This is a genomic window from Ochrobactrum sp. PL_is501 (assembly GCF_055816895.1).
In genome coordinates this window covers 14,134-34,843 of record NZ_JBVPGR010000037.1, presented here as the reverse complement: position 1 = coordinate 34,843, position 20,710 = coordinate 14,134, and the positions used below count along the sequence as shown (strand labels likewise).

21 protein-coding genes are annotated in these 20,710 nt (G+C 56.7%); 9 read left to right on the top strand and 12 right to left on the bottom strand.

What is annotated here, in order from left to right:
- The first annotated feature begins 2 nt into the window (after positions 1 to 2).
- Complete coding sequence (gene scpA / locus AC0TOF_RS16105; RefSeq protein WP_473768984.1) at positions 3 to 2,147, top strand: methylmalonyl-CoA mutase; 2,145 nt, start codon at positions 3 to 5, stop codon at positions 2,145 to 2,147.
- Positions 2,148 to 2,241: 94 nt separating this feature from the next.
- Here scpA and AC0TOF_RS16100 read toward each other — a convergent pair whose 3' ends face one another.
- Positions 2,242 to 2,604, bottom strand: a complete 363-nt coding sequence (locus tag AC0TOF_RS16100) for a hypothetical protein (protein WP_122001729.1) — start codon at positions 2,602 to 2,604, stop codon at positions 2,242 to 2,244.
- 21 nt (positions 2,605 to 2,625) lie between these two features.
- Between AC0TOF_RS16100 and AC0TOF_RS16095 the strand changes: the two genes are divergently transcribed.
- Together AC0TOF_RS16095 and AC0TOF_RS16090 are read left to right on the top strand one after the other, a co-directional pair.
- Complete coding sequence (locus tag AC0TOF_RS16095) at positions 2,626 to 3,105, top strand: low affinity iron permease family protein (protein ID WP_473768983.1); 480 nt, start codon at positions 2,626 to 2,628, stop codon at positions 3,103 to 3,105.
- A gap of 77 nt (positions 3,106 to 3,182) precedes the next feature.
- On the top strand, positions 3,183 to 3,719 hold the full coding sequence (locus AC0TOF_RS16090; protein WP_473768982.1) for a hypothetical protein: 537 nt from the start codon (positions 3,183 to 3,185) through the stop codon (positions 3,717 to 3,719).
- A 114-nt stretch (positions 3,720 to 3,833) separates the two neighbouring features.
- On the opposite strand, the gene AC0TOF_RS16085 is transcribed toward AC0TOF_RS16090, so the two are convergent.
- The 3 genes from AC0TOF_RS16085 to AC0TOF_RS16075 form a co-directional block, all read right to left on the bottom strand.
- Positions 3,834 to 4,679, bottom strand: coding sequence for an aldo/keto reductase (locus AC0TOF_RS16085; protein WP_473768981.1), 846 nt, complete (start codon positions 4,677 to 4,679; stop codon positions 3,834 to 3,836).
- A 73-nt stretch (positions 4,680 to 4,752) separates the two neighbouring features.
- Positions 4,753 to 5,589, bottom strand: a complete 837-nt coding sequence (gene murI, locus AC0TOF_RS16080; RefSeq protein ID WP_122001606.1) for a glutamate racemase — start codon at positions 5,587 to 5,589, stop codon at positions 4,753 to 4,755.
- Entirely contained in the window at positions 5,586 to 6,431 is an 846-nt protein-coding gene (locus AC0TOF_RS16075; RefSeq protein ID WP_473768980.1) for an RNA methyltransferase, read from the bottom strand. Before AC0TOF_RS16075 ends, murI begins: the two co-directional genes overlap by 4 nt.
- Positions 6,432 to 6,607: 176 nt before the next feature.
- Here AC0TOF_RS16075 and AC0TOF_RS16070 point away from each other — a divergent pair, with 176 nt between their 5' ends.
- From AC0TOF_RS16070 to AC0TOF_RS16055, 4 genes are all read left to right on the top strand, one after another.
- On the top strand, positions 6,608 to 7,192 hold the full coding sequence (locus tag AC0TOF_RS16070) for a DJ-1/PfpI family protein (RefSeq protein WP_473768979.1): 585 nt from the start codon (positions 6,608 to 6,610) through the stop codon (positions 7,190 to 7,192).
- An 86-nt stretch (positions 7,193 to 7,278) separates the two neighbouring features.
- Positions 7,279 to 7,689, top strand: a complete 411-nt coding sequence (locus AC0TOF_RS16065) for a ribbon-helix-helix domain-containing protein (protein WP_473768978.1) — start codon at positions 7,279 to 7,281, stop codon at positions 7,687 to 7,689.
- 125 nt (positions 7,690 to 7,814) lie between these two features.
- On the top strand, positions 7,815 to 9,029 hold the full coding sequence (locus tag AC0TOF_RS16060) for an NADP-dependent isocitrate dehydrogenase (RefSeq protein WP_122001602.1): 1,215 nt from the start codon (positions 7,815 to 7,817) through the stop codon (positions 9,027 to 9,029).
- Positions 9,030 to 9,142: 113 nt separating this feature from the next.
- Positions 9,143 to 9,763: a glutathione S-transferase family protein gene (locus AC0TOF_RS16055; RefSeq protein WP_473768977.1), complete on the top strand. Its 621-nt coding sequence runs from the start codon at positions 9,143 to 9,145 to the stop codon at positions 9,761 to 9,763.
- A 24-nt stretch (positions 9,764 to 9,787) separates the two neighbouring features.
- Here the strand turns inward: AC0TOF_RS16055 and AC0TOF_RS16050 are convergent, their stop codons facing one another.
- Complete coding sequence (locus AC0TOF_RS16050; RefSeq protein ID WP_473768976.1) at positions 9,788 to 10,477, bottom strand: ArsR/SmtB family transcription factor; 690 nt, start codon at positions 10,475 to 10,477, stop codon at positions 9,788 to 9,790.
- A gap of 81 nt (positions 10,478 to 10,558) precedes the next feature.
- Between AC0TOF_RS16050 and AC0TOF_RS16045 the strand changes: the two genes are divergently transcribed.
- Both AC0TOF_RS16045 and AC0TOF_RS16040 read left to right on the top strand, forming a co-directional pair.
- Positions 10,559 to 10,888 (top strand): NIPSNAP family protein, encoded by a 330-nt coding sequence (locus AC0TOF_RS16045; protein WP_473768975.1) that lies wholly within the window; start codon positions 10,559 to 10,561, stop codon positions 10,886 to 10,888.
- Positions 10,885 to 11,235 (top strand): antibiotic biosynthesis monooxygenase family protein, encoded by a 351-nt coding sequence (locus AC0TOF_RS16040; RefSeq protein WP_473768974.1) that lies wholly within the window; start codon positions 10,885 to 10,887, stop codon positions 11,233 to 11,235. Before AC0TOF_RS16045 ends, AC0TOF_RS16040 begins: the two co-directional genes overlap by 4 nt.
- Positions 11,236 to 11,279: 44 nt before the next feature.
- Here the strand turns inward: AC0TOF_RS16040 and alaS are convergent, their stop codons facing one another.
- The 7 genes from alaS to rplQ form a co-directional block, all read right to left on the bottom strand.
- Complete coding sequence (gene alaS / locus AC0TOF_RS16035; protein ID WP_473768973.1) at positions 11,280 to 13,937, bottom strand: alanine--tRNA ligase; 2,658 nt, start codon at positions 13,935 to 13,937, stop codon at positions 11,280 to 11,282.
- 323 nt (positions 13,938 to 14,260) lie between these two features.
- On the bottom strand, positions 14,261 to 15,346 hold the full coding sequence (gene recA / locus AC0TOF_RS16030; protein WP_112591587.1) for a recombinase RecA: 1,086 nt from the start codon (positions 15,344 to 15,346) through the stop codon (positions 14,261 to 14,263).
- Positions 15,347 to 15,639: 293 nt separating this feature from the next.
- Positions 15,640 to 16,305 carry a YiaD family glycine zipper/OmpA-like lipoprotein gene (locus AC0TOF_RS16025; RefSeq protein ID WP_122001727.1) on the bottom strand — a complete coding sequence of 222 codons (666 nt, stop codon included), beginning with the start codon at positions 16,303 to 16,305 and terminating at the stop codon, positions 15,640 to 15,642.
- A gap of 100 nt (positions 16,306 to 16,405) precedes the next feature.
- A complete protein-coding gene (locus AC0TOF_RS16020; RefSeq protein ID WP_122001596.1) occupies positions 16,406 to 16,990 on the bottom strand; it encodes a transglycosylase SLT domain-containing protein in 585 nt (194 codons plus the stop codon).
- Between the two features lie 222 nt (positions 16,991 to 17,212).
- The gene (locus AC0TOF_RS16015) at positions 17,213 to 18,517 is read right to left on the bottom strand and encodes a replication-associated recombination protein A (RefSeq protein WP_473768972.1); all 1,305 of its coding nucleotides are present in this window, start codon (positions 18,515 to 18,517) and stop codon (positions 17,213 to 17,215) included.
- A gap of 87 nt (positions 18,518 to 18,604) precedes the next feature.
- Entirely contained in the window at positions 18,605 to 20,029 is a 1,425-nt protein-coding gene (locus AC0TOF_RS16010) for a DegQ family serine endoprotease (RefSeq protein WP_473768971.1), read from the bottom strand.
- A gap of 198 nt (positions 20,030 to 20,227) precedes the next feature.
- Positions 20,228 to 20,656 (bottom strand): 50S ribosomal protein L17, encoded by a 429-nt coding sequence (gene rplQ, locus AC0TOF_RS16005; RefSeq protein WP_006467000.1) that lies wholly within the window; start codon positions 20,654 to 20,656, stop codon positions 20,228 to 20,230.
- Positions 20,657 to 20,710 lie beyond the last annotated feature (54 nt).

Sequence of the window (20,710 nt, the reverse complement as noted above, 5' to 3'; positions counted from 1 at the left end):
ATATGAGCGAGCGCCCCACCACCCGCGCAGACTGGGAAACGTTGGCCGAAAAGGAATTGAAGCGGCCAGCAGACAGCCTGATCTGGCACACGCCGGAAGGCATTGACGTAAAACCGCTTTACACGGAAGACGACCTGAAAGGGATCGATCACCTGGGCACCCTGCCCGGTTTCGAGCCTTTCGTTCGCGGTCCGCGTGCTACCATGTATGCGGGTCGTCCATGGACAATCCGGCAATATGCCGGGTTCTCGACGGCGGAAGAATCGAACGCTTTTTATCGCAAGGCTCTCGCTGCCGGTCAGCAAGGCGTATCGGTTGCTTTCGACCTTGCCACCCACCGCGGCTATGACAGCGATCACCCGCGCGTGGAAGGCGATGTGGGCAAGGCTGGCGTGGCGATCGATTCCGTCGAGGATATGAAGATCCTTTTCGACGGCATCCCGCTGGAAAAAATTTCCGTATCCATGACGATGAATGGCGCGGTTATCCCGATCCTCGCCAATTTCATTGTTGCGGGCGAAGAACAGGGCGTGCCCCGCGCCCAGCTTTCCGGCACGATCCAGAACGACATCCTCAAGGAGTTCATGGTTCGCAATACTTATATCTATCCGCCGGAACCATCCATGCGGATTATTGCGGACATTATCGCCTATACGGCAACCGAAATGCCGAAATTCAACTCCATTTCTATCTCCGGCTATCACATGCAGGAGGCAGGCGCGACGCTGGTTCAGGAACTGGCCTTCACGCTTGCCGACGGGCGCGAATATGTACGCGCCGCGCTCAACAAGGGGCTGAATGTCGATGAATTTGCGGGACGCCTGTCCTTCTTCTTCGCAATCGGCATGAATTTCTTCATGGAGATCGCCAAGCTACGCGCTGCACGCCTGCTCTGGTCGCGCATCATGAAGGAATTCAATCCGAAGAAGCCCGGCTCGCTGATGCTGCGCACGCATTGCCAGACTTCCGGCGTCTCCTTGCAGGAACAGGATCCCTACAACAACATCGTCCGCACGGCTTTTGAGGCCATGTCGGCGGCACTCGGCGGCACCCAGTCGCTGCACACCAATTCTTTCGACGAAGCCATTGCTTTACCAACAGAATTCTCCGCCCGCATTGCCCGCAACACGCAACTTATCCTGCAAAATGAAACCGGCGTGACCAAAGTGGTCGATCCGCTGGCGGGTTCCTATTACATAGAAAGCCTGACCAACGAATTGGCCGAAAAGGCGTGGGCGCTGATCGAGGAAGTCGAAAAGCTCGGCGGCATGACAAAGGCCGTCGAAAGCGGCCTTCCGAAACGCCTCATCGAAGAAGCTGCCACCAAGCGGCAGGCGGCAGTCGATAAAGGCGAGGAAGTCATCGTCGGCGTCAACAAGTTCCGGCTGGAACAGGAAGACGAACTCGATATTCTGGAGATCGACAATTCGGCCGTGCGCCAATCGCAGATTACGCGTCTCAACCGCATCAAGGAAACGCGCAACAAGGCAAAGGTCGAAGCCGCGCTTGCGGAGTTGGAAAAGGTCGCGAGGACGGGCGAAGGCAACCTTCTGGCCGCCGCGGTTGAAGCATCGCGTGCCCGCGCCAGCGTCGGTGAAATTTCCGATGCCATGCGCCGCGCATTCGGCGACCATGCAGCGGTTCCGAAGGTCGTAAAAAAGGTCTACGGCGCGGCCTATAAGGACGAGCCGGAATACCAGACGCTGATGGACCGGCTCGGGGATTTCTCGAAACAGACCGGCGAAACGCCAAAGGTGATGGTCGCAAAGCTCGGTCAGGACGGGCATGATCGTGGCGCTAAAATCATTGCTTCCGCGTTTGGTGACATTGGCTTTGAGGTGCTGGCTGGACCACTATTTCAGACGCCGGATGAAGCCGCCGACATGGCTATCAAGGCGAAGGTGCACGTTTTAGGAGTTTCATCACTCGCAGCCGGTCACAAGACACTCCTGCCTCAGCTTGTGGACACATTGCGCAGGAAAGGCGCTGAAAACATCATCGTGGTCTGCGGTGGTGTCGTTCCACGTCAGGATTATCAGTACCTGTTCGATCATGGGGTGGCGGCGGTATTCGGACCAGGTTCGAATGTGCTCGACTGTGCCCGCGCCGTACTCGACCTGATGGAAGGCAAACGCCGCAATCTTTGAATATTATCAGTTAGATATGTTCATTACAGGACTCATTTTCTGAACGACTTCAGAAGCCGGGCGAACAGTCCGGCTTCCTGTTTGTAGCAGTCGTTCAATCTTTCGGCCCGGTAAAGCCGGCAATCGTCGAACCCGTAACAGAGACGGGATCGCTGGCTGGAAACGTGTCTTCCAAACCTTCGTCGAGCTGACGCTCAAGCTCTGCCCGGTCACCGGAGCGGCGTGCGCTTGGACGCGTCACAAAACTGCCCGGCTCAATACCGCATTCCGTACATGCAACCCCAAGAGCCTCACCCAGTTTCATAGCAGCGCGCCGCAGAACTTCATCGCGCGCCAATTCTGCTTCTGTCTCGTTCTCCACCTTTACGGTGATCTTCTCTTCGCCCTCGGTGACGAATTCCACCATGTAGAGCTTGAAGCCCCCCACCGAGCTGATGCGGGTTTCAACAATGTCCATCGACCAACCTCCGCGTTTTCCATGCAGAACAAACGTCGACCAGCGCGTGAAAGTTCCCTGCTTCATGCGAGTACGGAACCACGCTCCTCCATCCAGCGTTTCATGTCAGCCATTTTGGAGGTTGCGATGACACAATTCTTCACAAAGCTCAGCGAGAAATCTGCCGAACTTGCAGGTCATTACCTGGCATTTGTCTTGGCGAGTTTGTTCATCATCATATGGGGCATCACCGGGCCCTTGTTTAGCTTCTCGGACACATGGCAACTTGTGGTGAACACATCGACTACCATAATCACATTTCTGATGGTCTTCCTTATCCAGAATGCACAGAACCGCGAAGCAACTGCGACACAGGCCAAACTTGATGAAATCCTGACCATCGTCTCGACGACCAAGATCGAAACCATTGGTGCAGAGCACCTGCCCCTCAAAGAATTGAAGCTGCTTTTACAACGGTTTGAAGAGCAAAGCGAAGTCATCCAGACCGAAGAGCCGAAATGAGGAGCCTATCTTTCCATGCTGGCGGCCACGCCTATATTCTACCGGGAAGTTCTCATCGCTAGCAGAAAGGATGTCCTATGGCCGTCACCAGAAAGCAGGAAGCTCGCGCGCTCAATGCCGACGAAAAAGAACTGGTCGAAAAATCACATCATCCCTTTTTGCAAAACATTCCAGATGAAGAGCTTGGCCCTCTGGCGAAATTGATCCGCGAACGCCGCAAGAAGGCACAAGATCAGGCCCATCAGCGCAGGCGTGAAATGCGCGGAAAGGCAGTAGCTCGCGGAGCCACACCCTCCAAGGCCGACGAAGGTTCTCATCTGAAAGTTTCCGTGCTGGCCATGGCAGTGCGTCGCATCAACACCGAAGTTGAGCGCCGCCGTCGCATGGCAGCCAGCGCTGAATTGATCGCCAATGCGCGAAAAGCGTTGGCAACCAAGGAAGCCAAGGAAAAGAAAGGCAAAGATTTCAACACGCGCCACGCCCTCAAAGGTATGCGCAACATTCCGAATGAAAAATACGACAGCCTTATCCGCCCGGCAGAACGCGGACGGTTGCGGAAGGCTGCGAGTGTCGCACAGGCCAAGAAGGATGCCCGCCAGAAGGAAGCGGGTTAGAGCATTTCCAGCAAAAGTGCGAAGCGGTTTTGCGCAGGATAATGCGTAAAAACAAAGAGATAGCGCATTTCCAACGACTCAAGTTAAACTGGAAATGCTCCGGCACGTCGCTCGTTACAACATTTCCAGCGCCATCTTTCGGGACGGCGGCGTGAAAACCTGATCCAGACGTTTCAACTGATCGTCGGAAAGCCGCAACTCAGCGGCTTTTCTGTTATCCCGCACATGATGCAGGTTGGACGACTTTGGAATTGCGATGACATTGCCGCTGCGCATCGTCCAGGCAAGCGCGACCGACGCTGGCGTTCCGCCTGTTTCACCCGCAATTTCCGCCAATACCGGATCATGCAGCAACCGTCCCTGTTCAATTGGCGAATAAGCCATCAAGGGAATTTTGCGCTCATCACACCAAGGCATCAGGTCGAATTCGGGTCCGCGTCGGGTCAGATTATAGAGTATCTGGTTCGTCGCGACGTCCATGCCGCTCGCTACACTAGCGAGCTCTTTCATGTCGTCCGTGTCGAAATTGCTGACACCCCAACTCGCGATCTTGCCCGCATGCTTCAGCTCTTCAAAAGCCGCGACAGTCTCTTCAAATGGATATCGCCCGCGCCAGTGCAGAAGATAGAGATCGATACGCTCAGTACGAAGCCGCCGCAGACTTCTTTCGCAAGCCTCGATTGTTCCCTTCCGTGATGCATTGAACGGCAACACCTTGCTGACGATAAACACGTCGTCGCGGCGGCCCGTGATGGCCTCACCCACAACATTTTCCGCCTCACCATCGGCGTACATCTCAGCCGTATCAATCAGCGTCATCCCCAGATCGATGCCACTTCTCAGCGCTTCGATTTCATAGCGGCGTTGTGTGCTGTCCTCGCCCATATACCATGTGCCCTGTCCGAGCGCTGGCACCGTCTGGCCCGAAGGCAGGGTAATCTGCGGGATGGTTCCGGTCATTGCATTTTCCCAGTGAAACGATCCCTGCCATGATTGTCACTTAGCCGCATAATTCAAGGCCACGCGCAAGGGATCAAGCGAAATGCAGACCGAAACCCTGCATGAGCCTGCGGATGGCGTAGTCCGGCTTTTGGGAAGTCACGACCGCCAGATCATCGTGATGATGCAGTTCTTCATCTGCGCGGCGTGGTTTCAGGAGTGACACAGTGCGCCGGGCAATCGCTTCCGCAGGATCAAGCCAGTCGACCGGCCATGGCGCCAAGCGGCGAAACACGTTGGCCAGAAACGGATAGTGTGTGCAGGCCAGAACGACAATGTCGGTCCGATTGCCATCCTGTTCGATGAAACAGGGGGCAATCTGCTCCACGACCAGCGCCTCGTTGATCTTCTCGCCACGAATATGTGCTTCCGCTACTGCCGCAAGTTGGTCAGCACCCACAAGACGAACATGGCACTGGGAAGCAAAAGATTGAATGAGATCGCGCGTATAAGCGCGCCGGACGGTGCCGGGGGTTGCCAGCACGGAAACGAGGCCTGACGAAGTTCTTTCGGCAGCCGGCTTGATCGCCGGTACGGTCCCAACAAATGGCACCGAAGGAAAAGCTTGCCGCAAATCGTCCAGCACCAGCGTGGAGGCTGTATTGCAGGCAATGACCGCGATTTCTGGATCATAGGCGGCAATAAGCCTGCCGAACAGCTCTACTATTCGCGCTCTCAACGCGTCTTCTTCCCATCCGCCATAGGGAAATCCGGCATCGTCGGCGACATAGACGAAGCGGCGATCCGGCATCAGCACCCGCGCTTCCCGCAAAACCGTCAAGCCCCCGATGCCGCTGTCGAAAACCAGAATGGGCTTCTCAAGGTCGACAGAAGGGATAGCGGAAAAGCTCACAGCGGGTGCGTTTTTCATTCGTCCTTGTCCTTTGTTGCTGGAGCCTCGGTCGCAGGCTTTCGCGCACGTCCTTCCGGCGCGCCAGAGCCACGCGGCTTCTTCGGCGTGAAAACATCGAGCGACGTGATGACGCCGCGGAGCAGTTTCAACTCTGCCGATGCAAACCCGGCGCGCGTTAACACAGCACGCAGATTATTGACCATGATTTCCTTGCGCGCTTCGGGGCGGAAATAACCACGCACATCAAGGGCTTCTTCAAGATGGTTGAAAAGTCCCTGCAATTCCTGTTTCGGCGCCATCTCAAGCTCTGGCCCGCGAAACACCGTCTCCGTTTCCGTCTCAAGTCCCGACTTCATCCACTCATAGGACATAAGCAGGACAGCCTGCGCGATGTTCAGCGATGCGAAGGCTGGATTGACAGGGAATGTCACCAGTTCGTCCGCCAGTCCCACTTCTTCATTGCTGAGACCAAAGCGTTCGCGGCCGAACAGGATACCTGTCTTCTCTCCACTCCTGAAACGACGGCGCAACTCGCCACCGGCTTCCACCGCACTTCGAACCTGCTTGAAACCGTCACGTTCGCGTGCGGTCGTTGCATAAACAAAATTGAGATCAGCAATGGCAGAAGGCAGATCGTCATAGACCACCGCATTGTCGATCACATGATCAGCCTTGCTCGCCGCAGCCCTCGCCTTTTCGCTTGGAAACTCCTCGCGCGGTTTGACGAGGCGCAGTTCCGCCAGTCCGAAATTCGCCATGGCGCGCGCCACCATGCCGATGTTCTCCGGCAATTGCGGCTCCACCAGCACGATTGCCGGTCCTTCCGCGAGAATGGGGCGCTGTTTATCTGTTCCTGCCATGATGTTTTCCGCTGTGCTATAAAATCGTGGCGCTTCCCTGACATAATTGACGCTGAATCGCAAAGATTCCCCTTACGTGTTCGGACGAAAAGCCCGTGTAGTAGCCCGATAACACCTGTTCACCGCCCTTTCGTGGCAGACTGCCGCCACCAGATGCACGATCAAGGGAGGAAACCATGTCCGGTAAGAAAATACTGATGCTTTGCGGCGACTTTGGTGAGGACTATGAAACCATGGTCCCGTTCCAAACACTGTTGACTGTTGGTCATACGGTGCACACCGTCTGCCCAGGCAAGAAAGCTGGCGATCATATCGCGACAGCCATTCACGACTTCGAGGGCCACCAGACCTATACGGAAAAGCCGGGGCATAACTTCACCCTCAATGCAACATTCGCCGACGTGAAGCCGGAAAGCTATGACGCACTTGTCATTCCCGGTGGCCGTGCGCCGGAATATCTGCGTCTTGACGACAATGTTATCGCCGTGGTGAAGCACTTCTTCGAGGCGAACAAGCCCGTCGCCGCGGTCTGCCACGGCGCGCAATTGCTGGCCGCAGCGCGCGTTCTGCAGGGCCGCACCTGCTCGGCTTATCCGGCGTGTCGCCCTGAAGTTGAACTTGCTGGCGGCACCTATGCCGATATTCCGGTCGATCAGGCCGTGACGGATGGCAATCTCGTCACCTCGCCTGCATGGCCTGCCCATCCGGCTTGGCTGGCACAGTTTCTTGCAGTCCTCGGCACAAGGATCACCCACAGCTGATCGCAACACCCGCCTGTGACCATCAAGGTTGCAGGTGGGGCAAAACTGCGCGACAGTAAGTTCGGGAGAACGATCCGGAGGAAACCATGTGCAGGCTGTTCATCGGCGCCAATCCTGAACTCTGGCTAAGCGTGACGCGATCACTGCGCATAGACGGCGTTGTAACCAGCGTGCGGCTTGAAAATTTTTTCTGGTGGGCTCTGGAAGATATTGCGGCGCGCGATGATCTCACCGTCAGTCGCCTTATCGGCAAGCTCTACGATGAATCCCGGAATGAAGGGCACGACCTCGACAATTTCGCCTCGTTTCTGCGGGTCTGCTGCGGACGCTATCTTTCGCTGCAGCTGAATGGTCTTGTCCCCACAGACAAGTCGGCTGCCATTTCCACTCTGGATGCTGACGACATTCTGGCGAGCGAAGAGAAAAACTATCGTCGGCGGCAATCCTCATGGGAAAAATCGCGCGATAGCGATCATGCAGCACATCGCGCGGCATGATCGGCTCTCTCCCGAAATTTTGACCATTCAGACGGTTTATAGGCCAAAGAATGAGCCTCTTACGCTTTGCCTTATTCGCCGCGAGTGCTATACGGGCGCGACGCATTGAAAAAGAGGCTTCATCCATGGCAAAAATCAAGGTTGCGAACCCGGTCGTCGAACTCGACGGCGACGAGATGACCCGCATTATCTGGCAGTTCATCAAGGACAAGCTTATCCATCCTTACCTCGACATTGATCTGAAATATTACGATCTGTCGGTTGAGAACCGCGATGCGACCAACGACCAGGTCACCATCGATGCAGCCAATGCCATCAAGGAACATGGCGTCGGCGTGAAGTGCGCAACCATCACGCCCGACGAAGCGCGCGTTGAAGAATTCAAGCTCAAGAAAATGTGGAAGTCGCCAAACGGCACCATCCGCAATATTCTGGGCGGCGTGATCTTCCGTGAGCCAATCATCTGCAAGAACGTTCCGCGCCTTGTGCCGGGCTGGACCCAGCCGATCATCGTTGGCCGCCATGCATTCGGCGACCAGTACCGCGCGACGGATTTCAAGTTCCCCGGCAAGGGCACGCTGACGATCAAATTCGTCGGTGAAGATGGCGAGACCATCGAACACGAAGTCTATCAGGCTCCTTCGGCTGGCGTGGCTCTTGCCATGTACAACCTTGACGAATCGATCCGCGAATTCGCCCGCGCTTCGTTCAACTATGGCCTGCAGCGCGGCTATCCGGTCTATCTCTCCACGAAGAACACCATCCTGAAGGCCTATGACGGCCGCTTCAAGGATATCTTCCAGGAAGTCTTCGACGCAGAATTCAAGTCGAAGTTCGAAGAAAAGAAAATCTGGTACGAACACCGCCTCATCGACGACATGGTTGCTTCGGCGCTCAAGTGGTCGGGCGGCTACGTCTGGGCATGTAAGAACTATGACGGCGACGTTCAGTCGGACATCGTGGCACAGGGCTTCGGTTCGCTCGGCCTGATGACCTCCGTTCTGATGACGCCGGATGGCAAGACCGTTGAAGCTGAAGCTGCCCACGGCACCGTGACCCGTCACTATCGCCAGCATCAGAAGGGCGAGGAAACCTCGACCAACTCGATCGCTTCGATCTTCGCATGGACCCGCGGTCTCGCTCATCGCGCCAAGCTTGACGACAATGCCGAGCTGAAGCGTTTTGCCGACACGCTGGAGAAGGTCTGCGTGGACACCGTTGAAAGCGGTTACATGACCAAGGATCTGGCGCTGCTCATCGGCCCGGATCAGCCTTGGCTTTCGACCACCGGCTTCCTCGACAAGATCGATGAGAACCTGAAAAAGGCTATGGCCGCCTGATAGAATATTCGACCCCCATCGTCGAAATGAAAACCCGGCAGCGCCGCTGCCGGGTTTTTTATTTCTTTTTCAAGGGAAAAAGCGCATCCTGCCCATTCTTACAGGAGGATGAAATGGCTGAGTTGAAGCTCTATACCAACCCGATGTCGCGCGGACGTATCGCGCGCTGGATGCTGGAAGAGATCGGCAAACCCTATGACGTGGAAATACTGGATTTCGGACCTCCAATGAAGGGGCCCGACTACTGCACGATCAACCCGATGGGAAAAGTTCCAGCCCTCCGCCACGGCGATGCCGTGGTGACGGAAGTGGCGGCGATCTGCGCCTATCTGGCAACGACATTTCCCGAGGTCGGCCTGGCGCCGCACCCCGATGAGCGCGCGGATTTCTTCCGCTGGCTTTTCTTCGCATCCGGCCCCGTGGAAGCCGCCTTGTCCAATCATGCGCTTGGCTTCGAGATCCCGGCAGACAAGCAGGGGATGGTCGGCTACGGCAATTACGACATGGTGGTCAACACTTTGGAAAAAGCGGTATCACAGCATCCCTACATCACCGGCGACCGTTTCACGGCGGCTGACGTTTATGTCGGTTCACACATTGGCTGGGGTCTGCGTTTTGGCACTTTGCCTGCCCGTGGCGCGTTCGTAGCCTATTGGGATCGCCTGAAGGATCGCCCCGCGATGAAACGGGCCACAGAGTTGGACGACGCAGCCGCGGCCGCCACACAACACTGATACTGAATTCACTGGCTGTTCAGATCACGTAATCTGGCCAGCCAGTTCAAACGTCCGCGAGAAAGCCTGCGCTCCCTTGGGCGAAAACGCGATGACGCGCCCCTCTTCCCGACGTGCCCATCCTTGCGAAATGAAATGGTTCAACAGCGCGGCACCAAGCGCACCACCCAAATGGTTGCGGCGTTCGCTCCAGTCGAGACAGTGGCGGCAGACCGGGCGCTTACCCCGCTCCAGATGGCTCACGTCCACGCCAAGACAGCTGAAAAACGATTTGCCCTTCTCTGTCAGCACCGGCTCGTTGCCATCGGCGATCAACCCCAGCCGATGCGAGGCATCAAGCATCTCGACACCGCGTTCGCCAGCCAGATGATCATAGCAAATCCGCGCCTTGCGCAGCGCCTGATCTTTCGGACCAGTCCGCACCCGCACAGCGCCGGTACGTTGCGCAAGCCCCATCAGTCCTTCCAGAACCTGTGCAACATCCGTTCCTGAAAGACGGAAATAGCGGTGCCGCCCCTGCTTCTCCGCAACCAGCAGATTGGCTGCATCGAGCTTTGCAAGATGTCCGCTTGCCGTTTGCAGCGTCACGCCTGCGGCCGACGCAAGTTCGCTGACCGTCAGCGCGCGGCCATCCATCAACGCTGTGAGCATGTTTGCGCGCGCAGGATCGCCAAGGAGTGCAGCAACGGAAGCTATGATCGGGCCATCTTTCATACTTCGATGCTAACCGAACTATAGAGATGTTTCAATTGCTACATTGTCACCATCGAAGACAGGCATTTGAAGGAGACATGCATGATTACCTGTTTCATCCGCTATCAGATCGACCCGTTCAAGGCGGATGCATTTGCCGAATATGCACGCAATTGGGGACAGGCCATTCCGCGATGCGGCGCCAATCTCATTGGTTATTTCGGACCGCATGAGGGTTCGTCGACAACGGCCTATGGCGTCTACTCTATCGAAAACCTTGCTGCTTACGAGGCATACCGGGCCCGGCTCGCCGCCGATCCGCTGGGACGGGAGAATTATGAATTCGCGCGCCGGGAGCAATTCATCCGATCCGAGGATCGCATCTTCCTCAAACTCCAATCCGCACCGCATGGGGAGTTCCTCAAGCCATGATCGCCGTCATATTTGAAGTCTGGCCAGCCGATGACGACAGGCGCGGCCAATATCTCGACATTGCCGCAAGCCTGCGAAAAGACCTTGCAAAGATCGACGGCTTTCTGTCGATTGAACGTTTTCAGAGCCTGGCCGATCCCGATAAGCTGCTCTCGCTCTCTTTCTGGCGCGACGAAGAAGCCGTGCGCGAATGGCGCAATCTGCCCTCTCATCGGGTGGCACAGGGACAGGGCCGCGACGGTGTTTTTGAGAATTACCGTCTGCGCGTAGCGGCCGTCATGCGTGATTATGGCCTGAAGGAGCGTATTGAAGCACCCGAAGACAGCCGGGCTGTCCATGCCGCATAAGAAAAGCCGGGCAAAAACCCGGCTTTTCCACTGCCATATCTGCCTTAACCAATGAAAGCCTTAACAGCGGCGATTGCATCTGGTGCCTTCGCGCCATCGGGCCCACCGGCCTGTGCCATGTCCGGGCGACCGCCTCCACCTGCGCCTCCAAGCGCGGCCGAAGCTGCGCGGACCAGATCGACCGCGCTGAAACGGCCGACCAGATCTTCCGTCACGGCAGCGACAGCACTGGCTTTGTTATCTTCGCCAACGCCGATGAACAGCACGACGCCGGAGCCGACCTGCTTCTTGCCTTCATCGGCAAGCGGCTTCAGGTCGCGCGGGGAAACGCCGGTCACGATCTTGCCGAGGAAATTGACGCCATTCACGGCTTCAACGGCGCTGCCACCATCTGCCGAACCGCCGCCGAGCGCCAGCTTCTTGCGGGCATCGGCGAGTTCGCGTTCGAGCTTCTTGCGTTCATCAAGCAGCGCATTGACCCGCTCCAGCGCTTCCGACGGCGTCGTCTTCAATGCGCCGGCAATGGCCTTTACGCGCTCGTCCTGCTCTTCGAGATAAAGACGTGCCGCCTCACCGGTCAGTGCTTCCATACGGCGAACACCGGCGGCAACCGCACCTTCCGAAACGATGCGGACAAGGCCGATATCGCCTGTCTGGCGCACATGCGTGCCGCCGCAAAGCTCGACAGAATAGGCCTTGCCTTCCTTCGGGCCATGTTTGGCGGTGCCCATGGAAACAACGCGAACTTCATCGCCGTATTTCTCGCCGAACAACGCCATGGCACCTTCGGCAATGGCGTCGTCTACGGCCATCAGGCGCGTGCTGACGGGCGCATTCTGCAAAATGATTTCATTGGCAAGGTTTTCAACCTGTGCCAGCTCTTCTGCCGAAATCGGCTTCGGATGTGAGAAGTCGAAGCGCAAACGGTCAGGTGCTACGAGCGAGCCTTTCTGGGCAACATGGCTGCCGAGCGTTTCCCGCAGCGCCTCATGCAGAAGATGCGTCGCCGAATGGTTGGAGCGGATGCGCGTGCGGCGCACCGAATCCACTTTCAACTCAACCGCATCGCCGGTCTTGGCCGTACCCTTGGTAACTTCGCCGATGTGAACGAAGACGCCCTCGCCCTTCTTCTGAGTATCCTTAACGGTGATGACAAAACCTTCACCGGAAATTGTGCCCGTATCGCCCTGCTGGCCACCCGATTCTCCGTAGAACGGCGTCTGGTTGACCACGACCGAAACAGCTTCGCCCTCGGCAACGGACTGCACTTCTGCGCCATCGCGAACAAGCGCCGTGATAACACCTTCCGCGCTTTCGGTTTCATAACCAAGGAACTCAGTCGCGCCGACCTTGTCCTTTACGCCGAACCAGATGGTTTCCGTTGCAGCCTCGCCAGAACCGGCCCAGTTGGCGCGCGCTTCGGCCTTTTGGCGTTCCATGGCGGCACTGAAACCTTCCGTATCGACAGCAATGCCGCGCTGGCGCAGCGCGTCCTGCGTCAGATCGAGCGGGAAACCATAAGTATCGTACAGCTTGAAAGCAGTTTCACCGTCGAGGCGATCACCTTCAACGAGGTTTTCCGTTGCATCCGACAGAAGACCAAGGCCACGATCAAGCGTCTTACGGAAACGGGTTTCCTCCAGCTTGAGCGTTTCCGAAATCAACGCATCGGCACGGATCAATTCCGGATAGGCCTGTCCCATTTCGCGGATCAGGGCTGGCAGCAGACGCCACATCAGCGGCTCTTTCGCGCCCAACAGCTGTGCGTGGCGCATTGCGCGGCGCATGATGCGGCGCAGCACATAGCCGCGACCTTCATTGGACGGCAGCACGCCATCAGCGATCAGGAAGCTCGAAGCGCGCAGATGATCGGCAATCACGCGATGGCTGGCGCGAAATTCGCCTTCGGCCTTCACGCCGGTCGCTTCTTCGGAAGCGCGGATCAGGGCCTTGAAGAGATCTATATCGTAATTGTCATGCACGCCCTGCAAGACCGCTGCGACGCGCTCCAGCCCCATGCCGGTGTCGATGGACGGACGCGGCAGGTCAATACGCTGTTCGGGCGTGATCTGCTCGAACTGCATGAAAACAAGGTTCCAGATTTCGATGAAACGGTCCCCGTCTTCGTCAGCCGATCCGGGAGGGCCGCCCCAGATACGATCGCCGTGGTCGAAGAAGATTTCCGAGCATGGACCGCAAGGACCGGTATCGCCCATCGCCCAGAAATTATCGCTGGTAGCAATGCGAATGATGCGGTCGTCGGAAAGACCGGCAATCTTCTTCCAATAATTCGCAGCGTCATCATCCGTATGGTAAACGGTGACCAGCAGCTTGTCCTTTGGAAGGCCGAACTCCTTCGTGATCAGGTTCCAGGCGAAGCTGATGGCATCTTCCTTGAAATAGTCGCCGAACGAGAAATTACCCAGCATTTCAAAGAAAGTATGGTGACGTGCGGTATAACCGACATTGTCCAGATCGTTGTGCTTGCCGCCAGCGCGAACGCATTTCTGGGAGGTCGTGGCGCGATTATAGGAGCGATGCTCAAGTCCCGTAAAAACGTTCTTGAACTGCACCATGCCCGCATTGGTGAACATCAGCGTCGGATCGTTACGCGGAACGAGTGGGCTCGATGGAACGGCCTCATGCCCGTTCTTGCGGAAATAATCGAGGAATGTGGACCTGATCTCGTTGACGCCAGCCATAAGTCACCTTTGGGCTTGTTTGCCCTGCACGGATGAAGCTTCGCAGAAAGCTACATCAATTGTCCTGTTCAAACTCCCACAGCCGCCAACGGTCGTTGAAGGCCCGAGGCTCTCCCGCACTGCTAGGACGTGAAGTGGAGTTTTCGGTTGACCGCTTTTAACGGTGCCTTGCTTTTCTGTCCAGATAAGTACGCTGCGCCATAAAAGCAATTTCTGCTGAAAGATGATCAGGTAGGCACTTTTCACGCCGCAGGAATTCATCCTTCCAAAACAAAGCCCCGCACGAATGCACGGGGCTTTGAAAATTCAACCGATACTGCTTCTTACATTTCTGCAGCGTCGCCTGCGTCGTCTTCCGGTCCGCCGTCCTCAAGGAACTGCTCGGCAATCAGCCCGGCATTCTGACGAAGTGTCGTCTCAATCTCGCGGGCCACTTCCGGGTTGTCCTTGAGATACTGCTTGGCGTTTTCACGGCCCTGTCCCAGTCTCTGGGAATTATACGAGAACCACGCACCCGACTTCTCGACAACGCCAGCCTTGACCCCAAGATCGACCAGTTCGCCGGTCTTGGAAACGCCAGCTCCGTACATGATGTCAAATTCGACCTGCTTGAAGGGCGGCGCAAGCTTGTTCTTGACGACCTTCACGCGAGTCTGGTTGCCCACAACTTCGTCGCGCTCCTTGATCGAGCCGATACGGCGGATATCGAGCCGAACCGAAGCATAGAACTTGAGAGCGTTACCACCAGTCGTCGTTTCCGGCGAGCCGAACATGACACCGATCTTCATGCGAATCTGGTTGATGAAGATCACCATGCAGTTCGAACGCGAGATCGACGCAGTAAGTTTGCGCAGCGCCTGGCTCATGAGGCGCGCCTGGAGGCCAGGCAGGGAGTCACCCATCTCACCTTCGATTTCGGCGCGCGGCGTCAGGGCAGCGACAGAGTCGACAACGAGAACGTCGATAGCGCCCGAACGCACAAGCGTATCGGTGATTTCAAGCGCCTGCTCGCCCGTATCCGGCTGCGAAATCAACAGGTTTTCAAGGTCAACACCCAGCTTGCGTGCATAGACCGGATCAAGCGCATGCTCCGCATCGACGAATGCACAGATACCGCCTTTTTTCTGTGCTTCCGCGATCGTGTGCAGCGCCAATGTCGTCTTACCGGAGCTTTCCGGGCCGTAAATCTCGACAATACGTCCTTTGGGCAAGCCACCAACGCCAAGCGCAATGTCCAGCGAGAGCGATCCGGTCGATACCGTTTCAATCTCGACAACCTGATCGTTCTGGCCAAGGCGCATGATCGAGCCCTTGCCGAACGCTCTTTCGATCTGCGACAGCGCCGCATCGAGAGCCTTAGTCTTGTCCACTGAATTTTCCTCAACAAGTCGCAATGAATTCTGAGACATCTTACACCATCCTCTTGTCTCGCTAGAAGCCCGGCAGGCTCGTTGCCACGATCTATTTGTATCCCTTTTGTTCTCATTTGGCAATGAGGCTAAACCATTGATTAAAAAAGACTCTGTATTTTTGTTCTATAATTGTTCTCTAATATCAGAGATTGCGAAAATAATTGAACCATCCAGCAATTAGCCTGGTTCAAGCCAAATCATGACGGCCGACGATTCGCGAGGACAAACAAAAACGCAGCCCTTCTTTCGAAGGACTGCGTCATTGCAGCATCTAACTCTGCGAAACGGAATCAGCTCGCAGCGCGAAGCGGTGAAATCTGGATTTCCACGCGACGGTTCTGTGCGCGTCCTTCCGGGGTTGCGTTGGTCGCGACCGGCTGGCTCGCACCATAGCCGATAACGGCAAAGCGGCGCGGATCGATTCCCTGCGAACCGAGGTAGCTTGCAACCGAGGCGGCACGACGCTGCGAGAGGCCCTGATTGTAGCTGGCGCTGCCCGTCGAGTCGGTATGACCGTAAACGTCCACAAGCGTCTGGTTGAACTTGCGCAGCACAATCGCGACTGAATTAAGCGTCGGATAGAACTGGCTCTTCACCTGATCCTGATCGGTATCGAAAGTAATGCTCGAGGGCATATTCAGGATGATCTGGTCGCCATTGCGGGTCACGGACACGCCCGTCCCCTGCAACTGTGCGCGAAGCTCGTTCTCCTGACGATCCATGTAATTGCCGATGGCGCCGCCACCGAGTGCGCCGATACCGGCACCGATCAGCACGGCATTACGCTGCGCACGGCTGGACCCACCGACCATCAGGCCGCCCAGAGCGCCCACAGCCGCGCCGATCGCGGCACCACCGGCGGTGTTCGACATCTTCTGTTCCCCGGTATAGGGATCAGTGGTGCAACCGGCAAGAAAAGTGGCGGCGAAAAGGGCAATCCCGATCTTCTTCAGCATGAAATGGTGATCCTCAATTAGCGATTCGGCTTGCATGATAATAGCGAATAAGGCCGGATGGTGTTCCGATTGCAGGCAAAAAGCCCGCCCTTCCCGCTTTTTAGCTGAATCGTCCGCAGCTTCGCAATTGCACAGCATAACGATTAGCCATGGCCTGGGCGCGTTTCGCCCCGTTAAGCGCCGTTGCATTTCCGCGCCAGGCACCGCGCGCATAGCCGCCATGACCCGAATAGTAAGCGAGGTAAAGGCTGTAGGCATCAGAGCGGTTGATGCCGTTCTTTAGATAGCTTTGATAATGATACCAGCCGATGAAATGGATAGCGTCTGCAAAATTGGTACGCGACGCGGTCCAGCGACCGGTTTCCCGCTTGTAACGGTCCCAGGTGCCGTTCAGCGCCTGCGAATAGCCATAGGCACTCGAAGCCCGCTTCCACGGAATGATCCAGAGAATCTTGGTGCGTGGCGGGCGAGCATAGGGCTGGAAGCCGGATTCGGTATATATCGTAGCCATCAGAACCGGAACCGGCACGCCGAACTCGCGTGAAACCCGCGTGGCAGCCGTCTGCCAATTATTGAACCAACCGTCGCGTTGATCGAAGACCGCGCACACATTGTTGACCTGCCGTGGGGCGGTTGCGCAGCCTCCAAGGATCACGAGCGCGACGAGAAACAAAACGCGCATCATGGAAAACCTCGTCTCTTTGCAAAGATTGATAAAATGTAAAGATTAAGAAGACCTTTCTAACGGCAGGTCGTCCCTTTCCGGCACCTTCAAAACCGTGTGAAGAAGCAAAACAAAAGCCGCGGTCAACGCGGCCGCGGCTCAAATTGTGGACGAATGTGGATAACTATGGGGATTGTGCGCTCCCATCAAAAGCAAAACCCGCTCCAGACGTCAGCGTCGTCCCTAACGCTCCTGTCGCAAGCGAGCCCAATATTCCAGGCGCTTGCGAATATCCCGCTCGAAGCCCCGCTCCGGTGGATCGTAGAATTTCTGCCTTCCCATGCTTTCCGGAAAGTAATCCTGCCCTGAAAAAGCATCCGGCTGATCATGGTCATAAGCGTAGCCCTCGCCATAACCCTCGTTCTTCATCAGCTTGGTCGGCGCATTGAGGATATGCTTCGGCGGCAGCAGAGAACCGTTTTCCTTCGCAGCGCGCATCGATGCTTTATAGGCCACATACACAGCGTTCGATTTCGGCGCGGTCGCCAGATAAACACAAGCCTGCGCCAGCGCCAGTTCACCTTCCGGAGATCCCAGATAGTCGTAGGCATCCTTGGCGGCATTGCAGATGACAAGGGCCTGTGGATCGGCAAGGCCTATGTCTTCGACCGCCATGCGGACAAGCCGCCGACCGAGGTATAGGGGGTCCTCGCCTGCATCGAACATACGCGAAAGATAATAGAGCGCCGCATCCGGGTCCGATCCGCGAACGGATTTATGCAACGCGGAAATCAGATTGTAGTGCCCGTCCTGCCCCTTGTCATAGACCGGAGCCCGGCGCTGTACCACGTCCTGTAGTTTTTCTGCCGTGAACACCTCATCCGGGCGCGCAGCGCGCCAGACTTCCTCGGCAAGCGTCAGCGCAGCACGTCCGTCTCCATCGGCCATGCGAATGAGGCTTGCACGCGCCTCCTCGTCGAGCAGCAAAGGACGCTCCTCCTGCTCTTCGGCACGGGTCAGAAGGGTTGCGATGCTTTCGCCATCATGAGGATGAAAGGTCAGCACCCTTGCCCGGGACAAAAGAGCGGCATTGAGTTCGAACGATGGATTCTCCGTCGTGGCGCCGATCAGGATAACGGTACCGTCTTCCATGACCGGCAGAAAACTATCCTGCTGCGCGCGATTGAACCGATGAATTTCGTCCACGAAAAGCAGCGTCTGTCGACCGGACATGCGGCGCGCGCGGGCGGCTTCAAATACCTTCTTGAGATCGGCAACGCCGGAGAAGATCGCCGAAATCTGTTCGAACGCCAGATCGGTCTCTCCGGCAAGCAGGCGGGCGACCGTCGTCTTGCCAGTACCCGGAGGCCCCCAGAAAATCATGGAACCGAGCGAGCCGGACGCGATCATGCGTGTCAGCACACCTTCAGGCCCGGTCAAATGCTCCTGGCCGGTCACTTCCGACAAGTGTCTCGGTCGCAGGCGGTCAGCAAGCGGCCGGTTGCGATCTGCGTTCGGGTCTGCCGCTGCTGAGAAAAGGTCGCTCATTCCATTGCTCTATCAAAAGACTATACCGCCTCAGGCATAATGCGGCCCGAAGCGGCATGCAACGTTTAGCGATCTGCAGGTATCGGATTAACGCACAAACTGGCGCAACAGCATGCCGTTGCGTTCCACTTCAAGCCGCCACGCGAGGCCACGCCCCGCTTCCAGAATCGCGGTCAGGTCGCCCACGGTGCGGATGGAGTTTCCGTTGATGCTGCGAACGATATCGCCGGGGCGCAAGCCCAAACGTGCTGCCGGAGAACCGGAATAGACGTCAACGACCGCCACGCCTTGGCTATCGCGCTTGAGGCGCAATTTCGCAGCCGTCGAAGGCGTGAGTTCAAGCACTGATGCGCCTGCAAAGGGATTGTCGCCATCGATAACCTGCGGTTCCGTCTCCTTCACAGCCGGCGCTTTAGAGAGCTTCACCGGGATGGTCTGGTTCTTTCCGTTCCTCATGACTCCGATCGACACGGTGTTACCAATGCCGGCAGTCGAAAGACGATAGCCAAGAACGTCCTGATTATCGACGCGGACGCCCTGAACGGACAAAACCACATCACCAATTTTCAGCCCGGCAGCTTCAGCCGGACCGCCCTTTGCGATCGCGGTGATCAAGGCGCCGTATGGCTTATCCATGCCGAGACCTTCGGCCAAATCGGCGGTCACACCCTGGAAAGTAGCTCCGATATAAGGGCGCTCAAAACTCGCGCTGCCCTTCTGAGCGGCCTCGACAACGGCGCGAACCATGTTCGAAGGAATCGCGAACCCGATCCCCACCGAGCCTCCGGAGCGCGAATAGATCGCGGTGTTGATGCCGATCAGGCGTCCGCGCATGTCGATCAGCGCACCGCCCGAATTTCCGGGGTTGATGGCCGCATCCGTCTGTATGAAGAAATCGAAATCGGAAATGCCAACCTGGGTGCGCGATTGCGCGGAAACGATACCGCTCGTTACCGTCTGGCCAACGCCGAATGGATTGCCGATGGCCAGCACCAGATCGCCGACTTCCACGTCATCGGAATTGCCAAGGCCAAGCACCGGAAACTTGTCCTTGGATTCGATCTTGAGAACGGCAAGGTCTGTGGTTTCATCACGCAAAAGCAGTTTGCTTTCAAACTCGCGACCATCTGACAGAGCGACCTTGATTTCATCGGCATCCTTGATGACATGATTGTTCGTCACTACGATGCCTGAACTGTCAACGATAACCCCGGAACCGAGCGATTGCTGAATGCGCGGCTTGCTTTCTCCGAACTGCCGTCCGAAGAATTGCTCAAAGAATGGATCACCGGCAAACGGCGAACGTGCCTGCACCTGACGCGCCGCATAGACATTCACAACAGCCGGTGTTGTTTCCTTCACAAGCGGAGCGAAAGACAACTGCATATCGGCACGATTGAGCGGTATCTGTTTTTGAGGCGTCGCAGGCGCGTCCTGCGCCAGAGCTGGCGGCACAGCCAATCCGATGGATGTCAGTACAAGCCCCAATATACCTAGACGTCGCCAATTCATGCACATACTCCGCGCCTGTAAAGCTTACTGCCGCTTCTGTGAAAGCGGACATGAATCAATCTTGAATGTAGTCAACTGAGGACAAGGATAAAGGGCTACATTGTGACGTTGGATAAAAGCCGTGCAATTTTCCGTCAAATGAGCAAACAAAAAGGGCCGCACGAGGCGGCCCTTTTATTGATCAGAAATCAGCGCAGATTACGCTGCGTCTGCTTCAGCGGCCTGTTCGGCTTCGACGCGGGCGCGGTCAGCCTTGCCCTTTGCATCGACGTCGCGTTCCACGAACTCGACAACTGCCAGCGGCGCGTTGTCGCCAGCGCGGAAGCCAGCCTTCATGATGCGGATGTAGCCGCCGTTGCGGGTTGCATAGCGAGCAGCCAGCGTATCGAACAGCTTTGCGACGAGCTTGACGTCGCGAATAGCCGAGATAGCCTGACGGCGGGCATGCAGATCGCCGCGCTTGCCGAGCGTGACAAGCTTTTCAACGATCGGGCGAATTTCCTTAGCTTTCGGAAGCGTCGTCACAATCTGCTCGTGTTCGATAAGCGAAGCAGCCATGTTGGCGAACATCGCCTTGCGGTGCGAGGCAGTGCGGTTCAGCTTACGGTATCCGTTACCGTGACGCATGAGCCTTCTCCTTAATTAGTTCTAGCCGGGATATTTCCGGTCTCATTTTCATTT

Excerpts from the sequence above, each read along its gene's own strand:
- AC0TOF_RS16085 (WP_473768981.1), bottom strand. The coding sequence starts at position 4,679 with ATGACCGGAACCATCCCGCAGATTACCCTGCCTTCGGGCCAGACGGTG.
- AC0TOF_RS16100 (WP_122001729.1), bottom strand. The coding sequence starts at position 2,604 with ATGGACATTGTTGAAACCCGCATCAGCTCGGTGGGGGGCTTCAAGCTC.
- AC0TOF_RS16065 (WP_473768978.1), top strand. The coding sequence starts at position 7,279 with ATGTGCAGGCTGTTCATCGGCGCCAATCCTGAACTCTGGCTAAGCGTG.
- AC0TOF_RS16015 (WP_473768972.1), bottom strand. The coding sequence starts at position 18,517 with ATGAGCGACCTTTTCTCAGCAGCGGCAGACCCGAACGCAGATCGCAAC.
- recA (WP_112591587.1), bottom strand. The coding sequence starts at position 15,346 with ATGTCTCAGAATTCATTGCGACTTGTTGAGGAAAATTCAGTGGACAAG.
- AC0TOF_RS16045 (WP_473768975.1), top strand. The coding sequence starts at position 10,559 with ATGATTACCTGTTTCATCCGCTATCAGATCGACCCGTTCAAGGCGGAT.
- alaS (WP_473768973.1), bottom strand. The coding sequence starts at position 13,937 with ATGGCTGGCGTCAACGAGATCAGGTCCACATTCCTCGATTATTTCCGC.
- AC0TOF_RS16055 (WP_473768977.1), top strand. The coding sequence starts at position 9,143 with ATGGCTGAGTTGAAGCTCTATACCAACCCGATGTCGCGCGGACGTATC.
- murI (WP_122001606.1), bottom strand. The coding sequence starts at position 5,589 with ATGAAAAACGCACCCGCTGTGAGCTTTTCCGCTATCCCTTCTGTCGAC.
- AC0TOF_RS16075 (WP_473768980.1), bottom strand. The coding sequence starts at position 6,431 with ATGGCAGGAACAGATAAACAGCGCCCCATTCTCGCGGAAGGACCGGCA.
- AC0TOF_RS16060 (WP_122001602.1), top strand. The coding sequence starts at position 7,815 with ATGGCAAAAATCAAGGTTGCGAACCCGGTCGTCGAACTCGACGGCGAC.
- AC0TOF_RS16050 (WP_473768976.1), bottom strand. The coding sequence starts at position 10,477 with ATGAAAGATGGCCCGATCATAGCTTCCGTTGCTGCACTCCTTGGCGAT.
- rplQ (WP_006467000.1), bottom strand. The coding sequence starts at position 20,656 with ATGCGTCACGGTAACGGATACCGTAAGCTGAACCGCACTGCCTCGCAC.
- AC0TOF_RS16010 (WP_473768971.1), bottom strand. The coding sequence starts at position 20,029 with ATGAATTGGCGACGTCTAGGTATATTGGGGCTTGTACTGACATCCATC.
- AC0TOF_RS16040 (WP_473768974.1), top strand. The coding sequence starts at position 10,885 with ATGATCGCCGTCATATTTGAAGTCTGGCCAGCCGATGACGACAGGCGC.
- AC0TOF_RS16025 (WP_122001727.1), bottom strand. The coding sequence starts at position 16,305 with ATGCTGAAGAAGATCGGGATTGCCCTTTTCGCCGCCACTTTTCTTGCC.
- AC0TOF_RS16095 (WP_473768983.1), top strand. The coding sequence starts at position 2,626 with ATGCAGAACAAACGTCGACCAGCGCGTGAAAGTTCCCTGCTTCATGCG.
- AC0TOF_RS16020 (WP_122001596.1), bottom strand. The coding sequence starts at position 16,990 with ATGATGCGCGTTTTGTTTCTCGTCGCGCTCGTGATCCTTGGAGGCTGC.
- AC0TOF_RS16090 (WP_473768982.1), top strand. The coding sequence starts at position 3,183 with ATGGCCGTCACCAGAAAGCAGGAAGCTCGCGCGCTCAATGCCGACGAA.
- AC0TOF_RS16070 (WP_473768979.1), top strand. The coding sequence starts at position 6,608 with ATGTCCGGTAAGAAAATACTGATGCTTTGCGGCGACTTTGGTGAGGAC.
- scpA (WP_473768984.1), top strand. The coding sequence starts at position 3 with ATGAGCGAGCGCCCCACCACCCGCGCAGACTGGGAAACGTTGGCCGAA.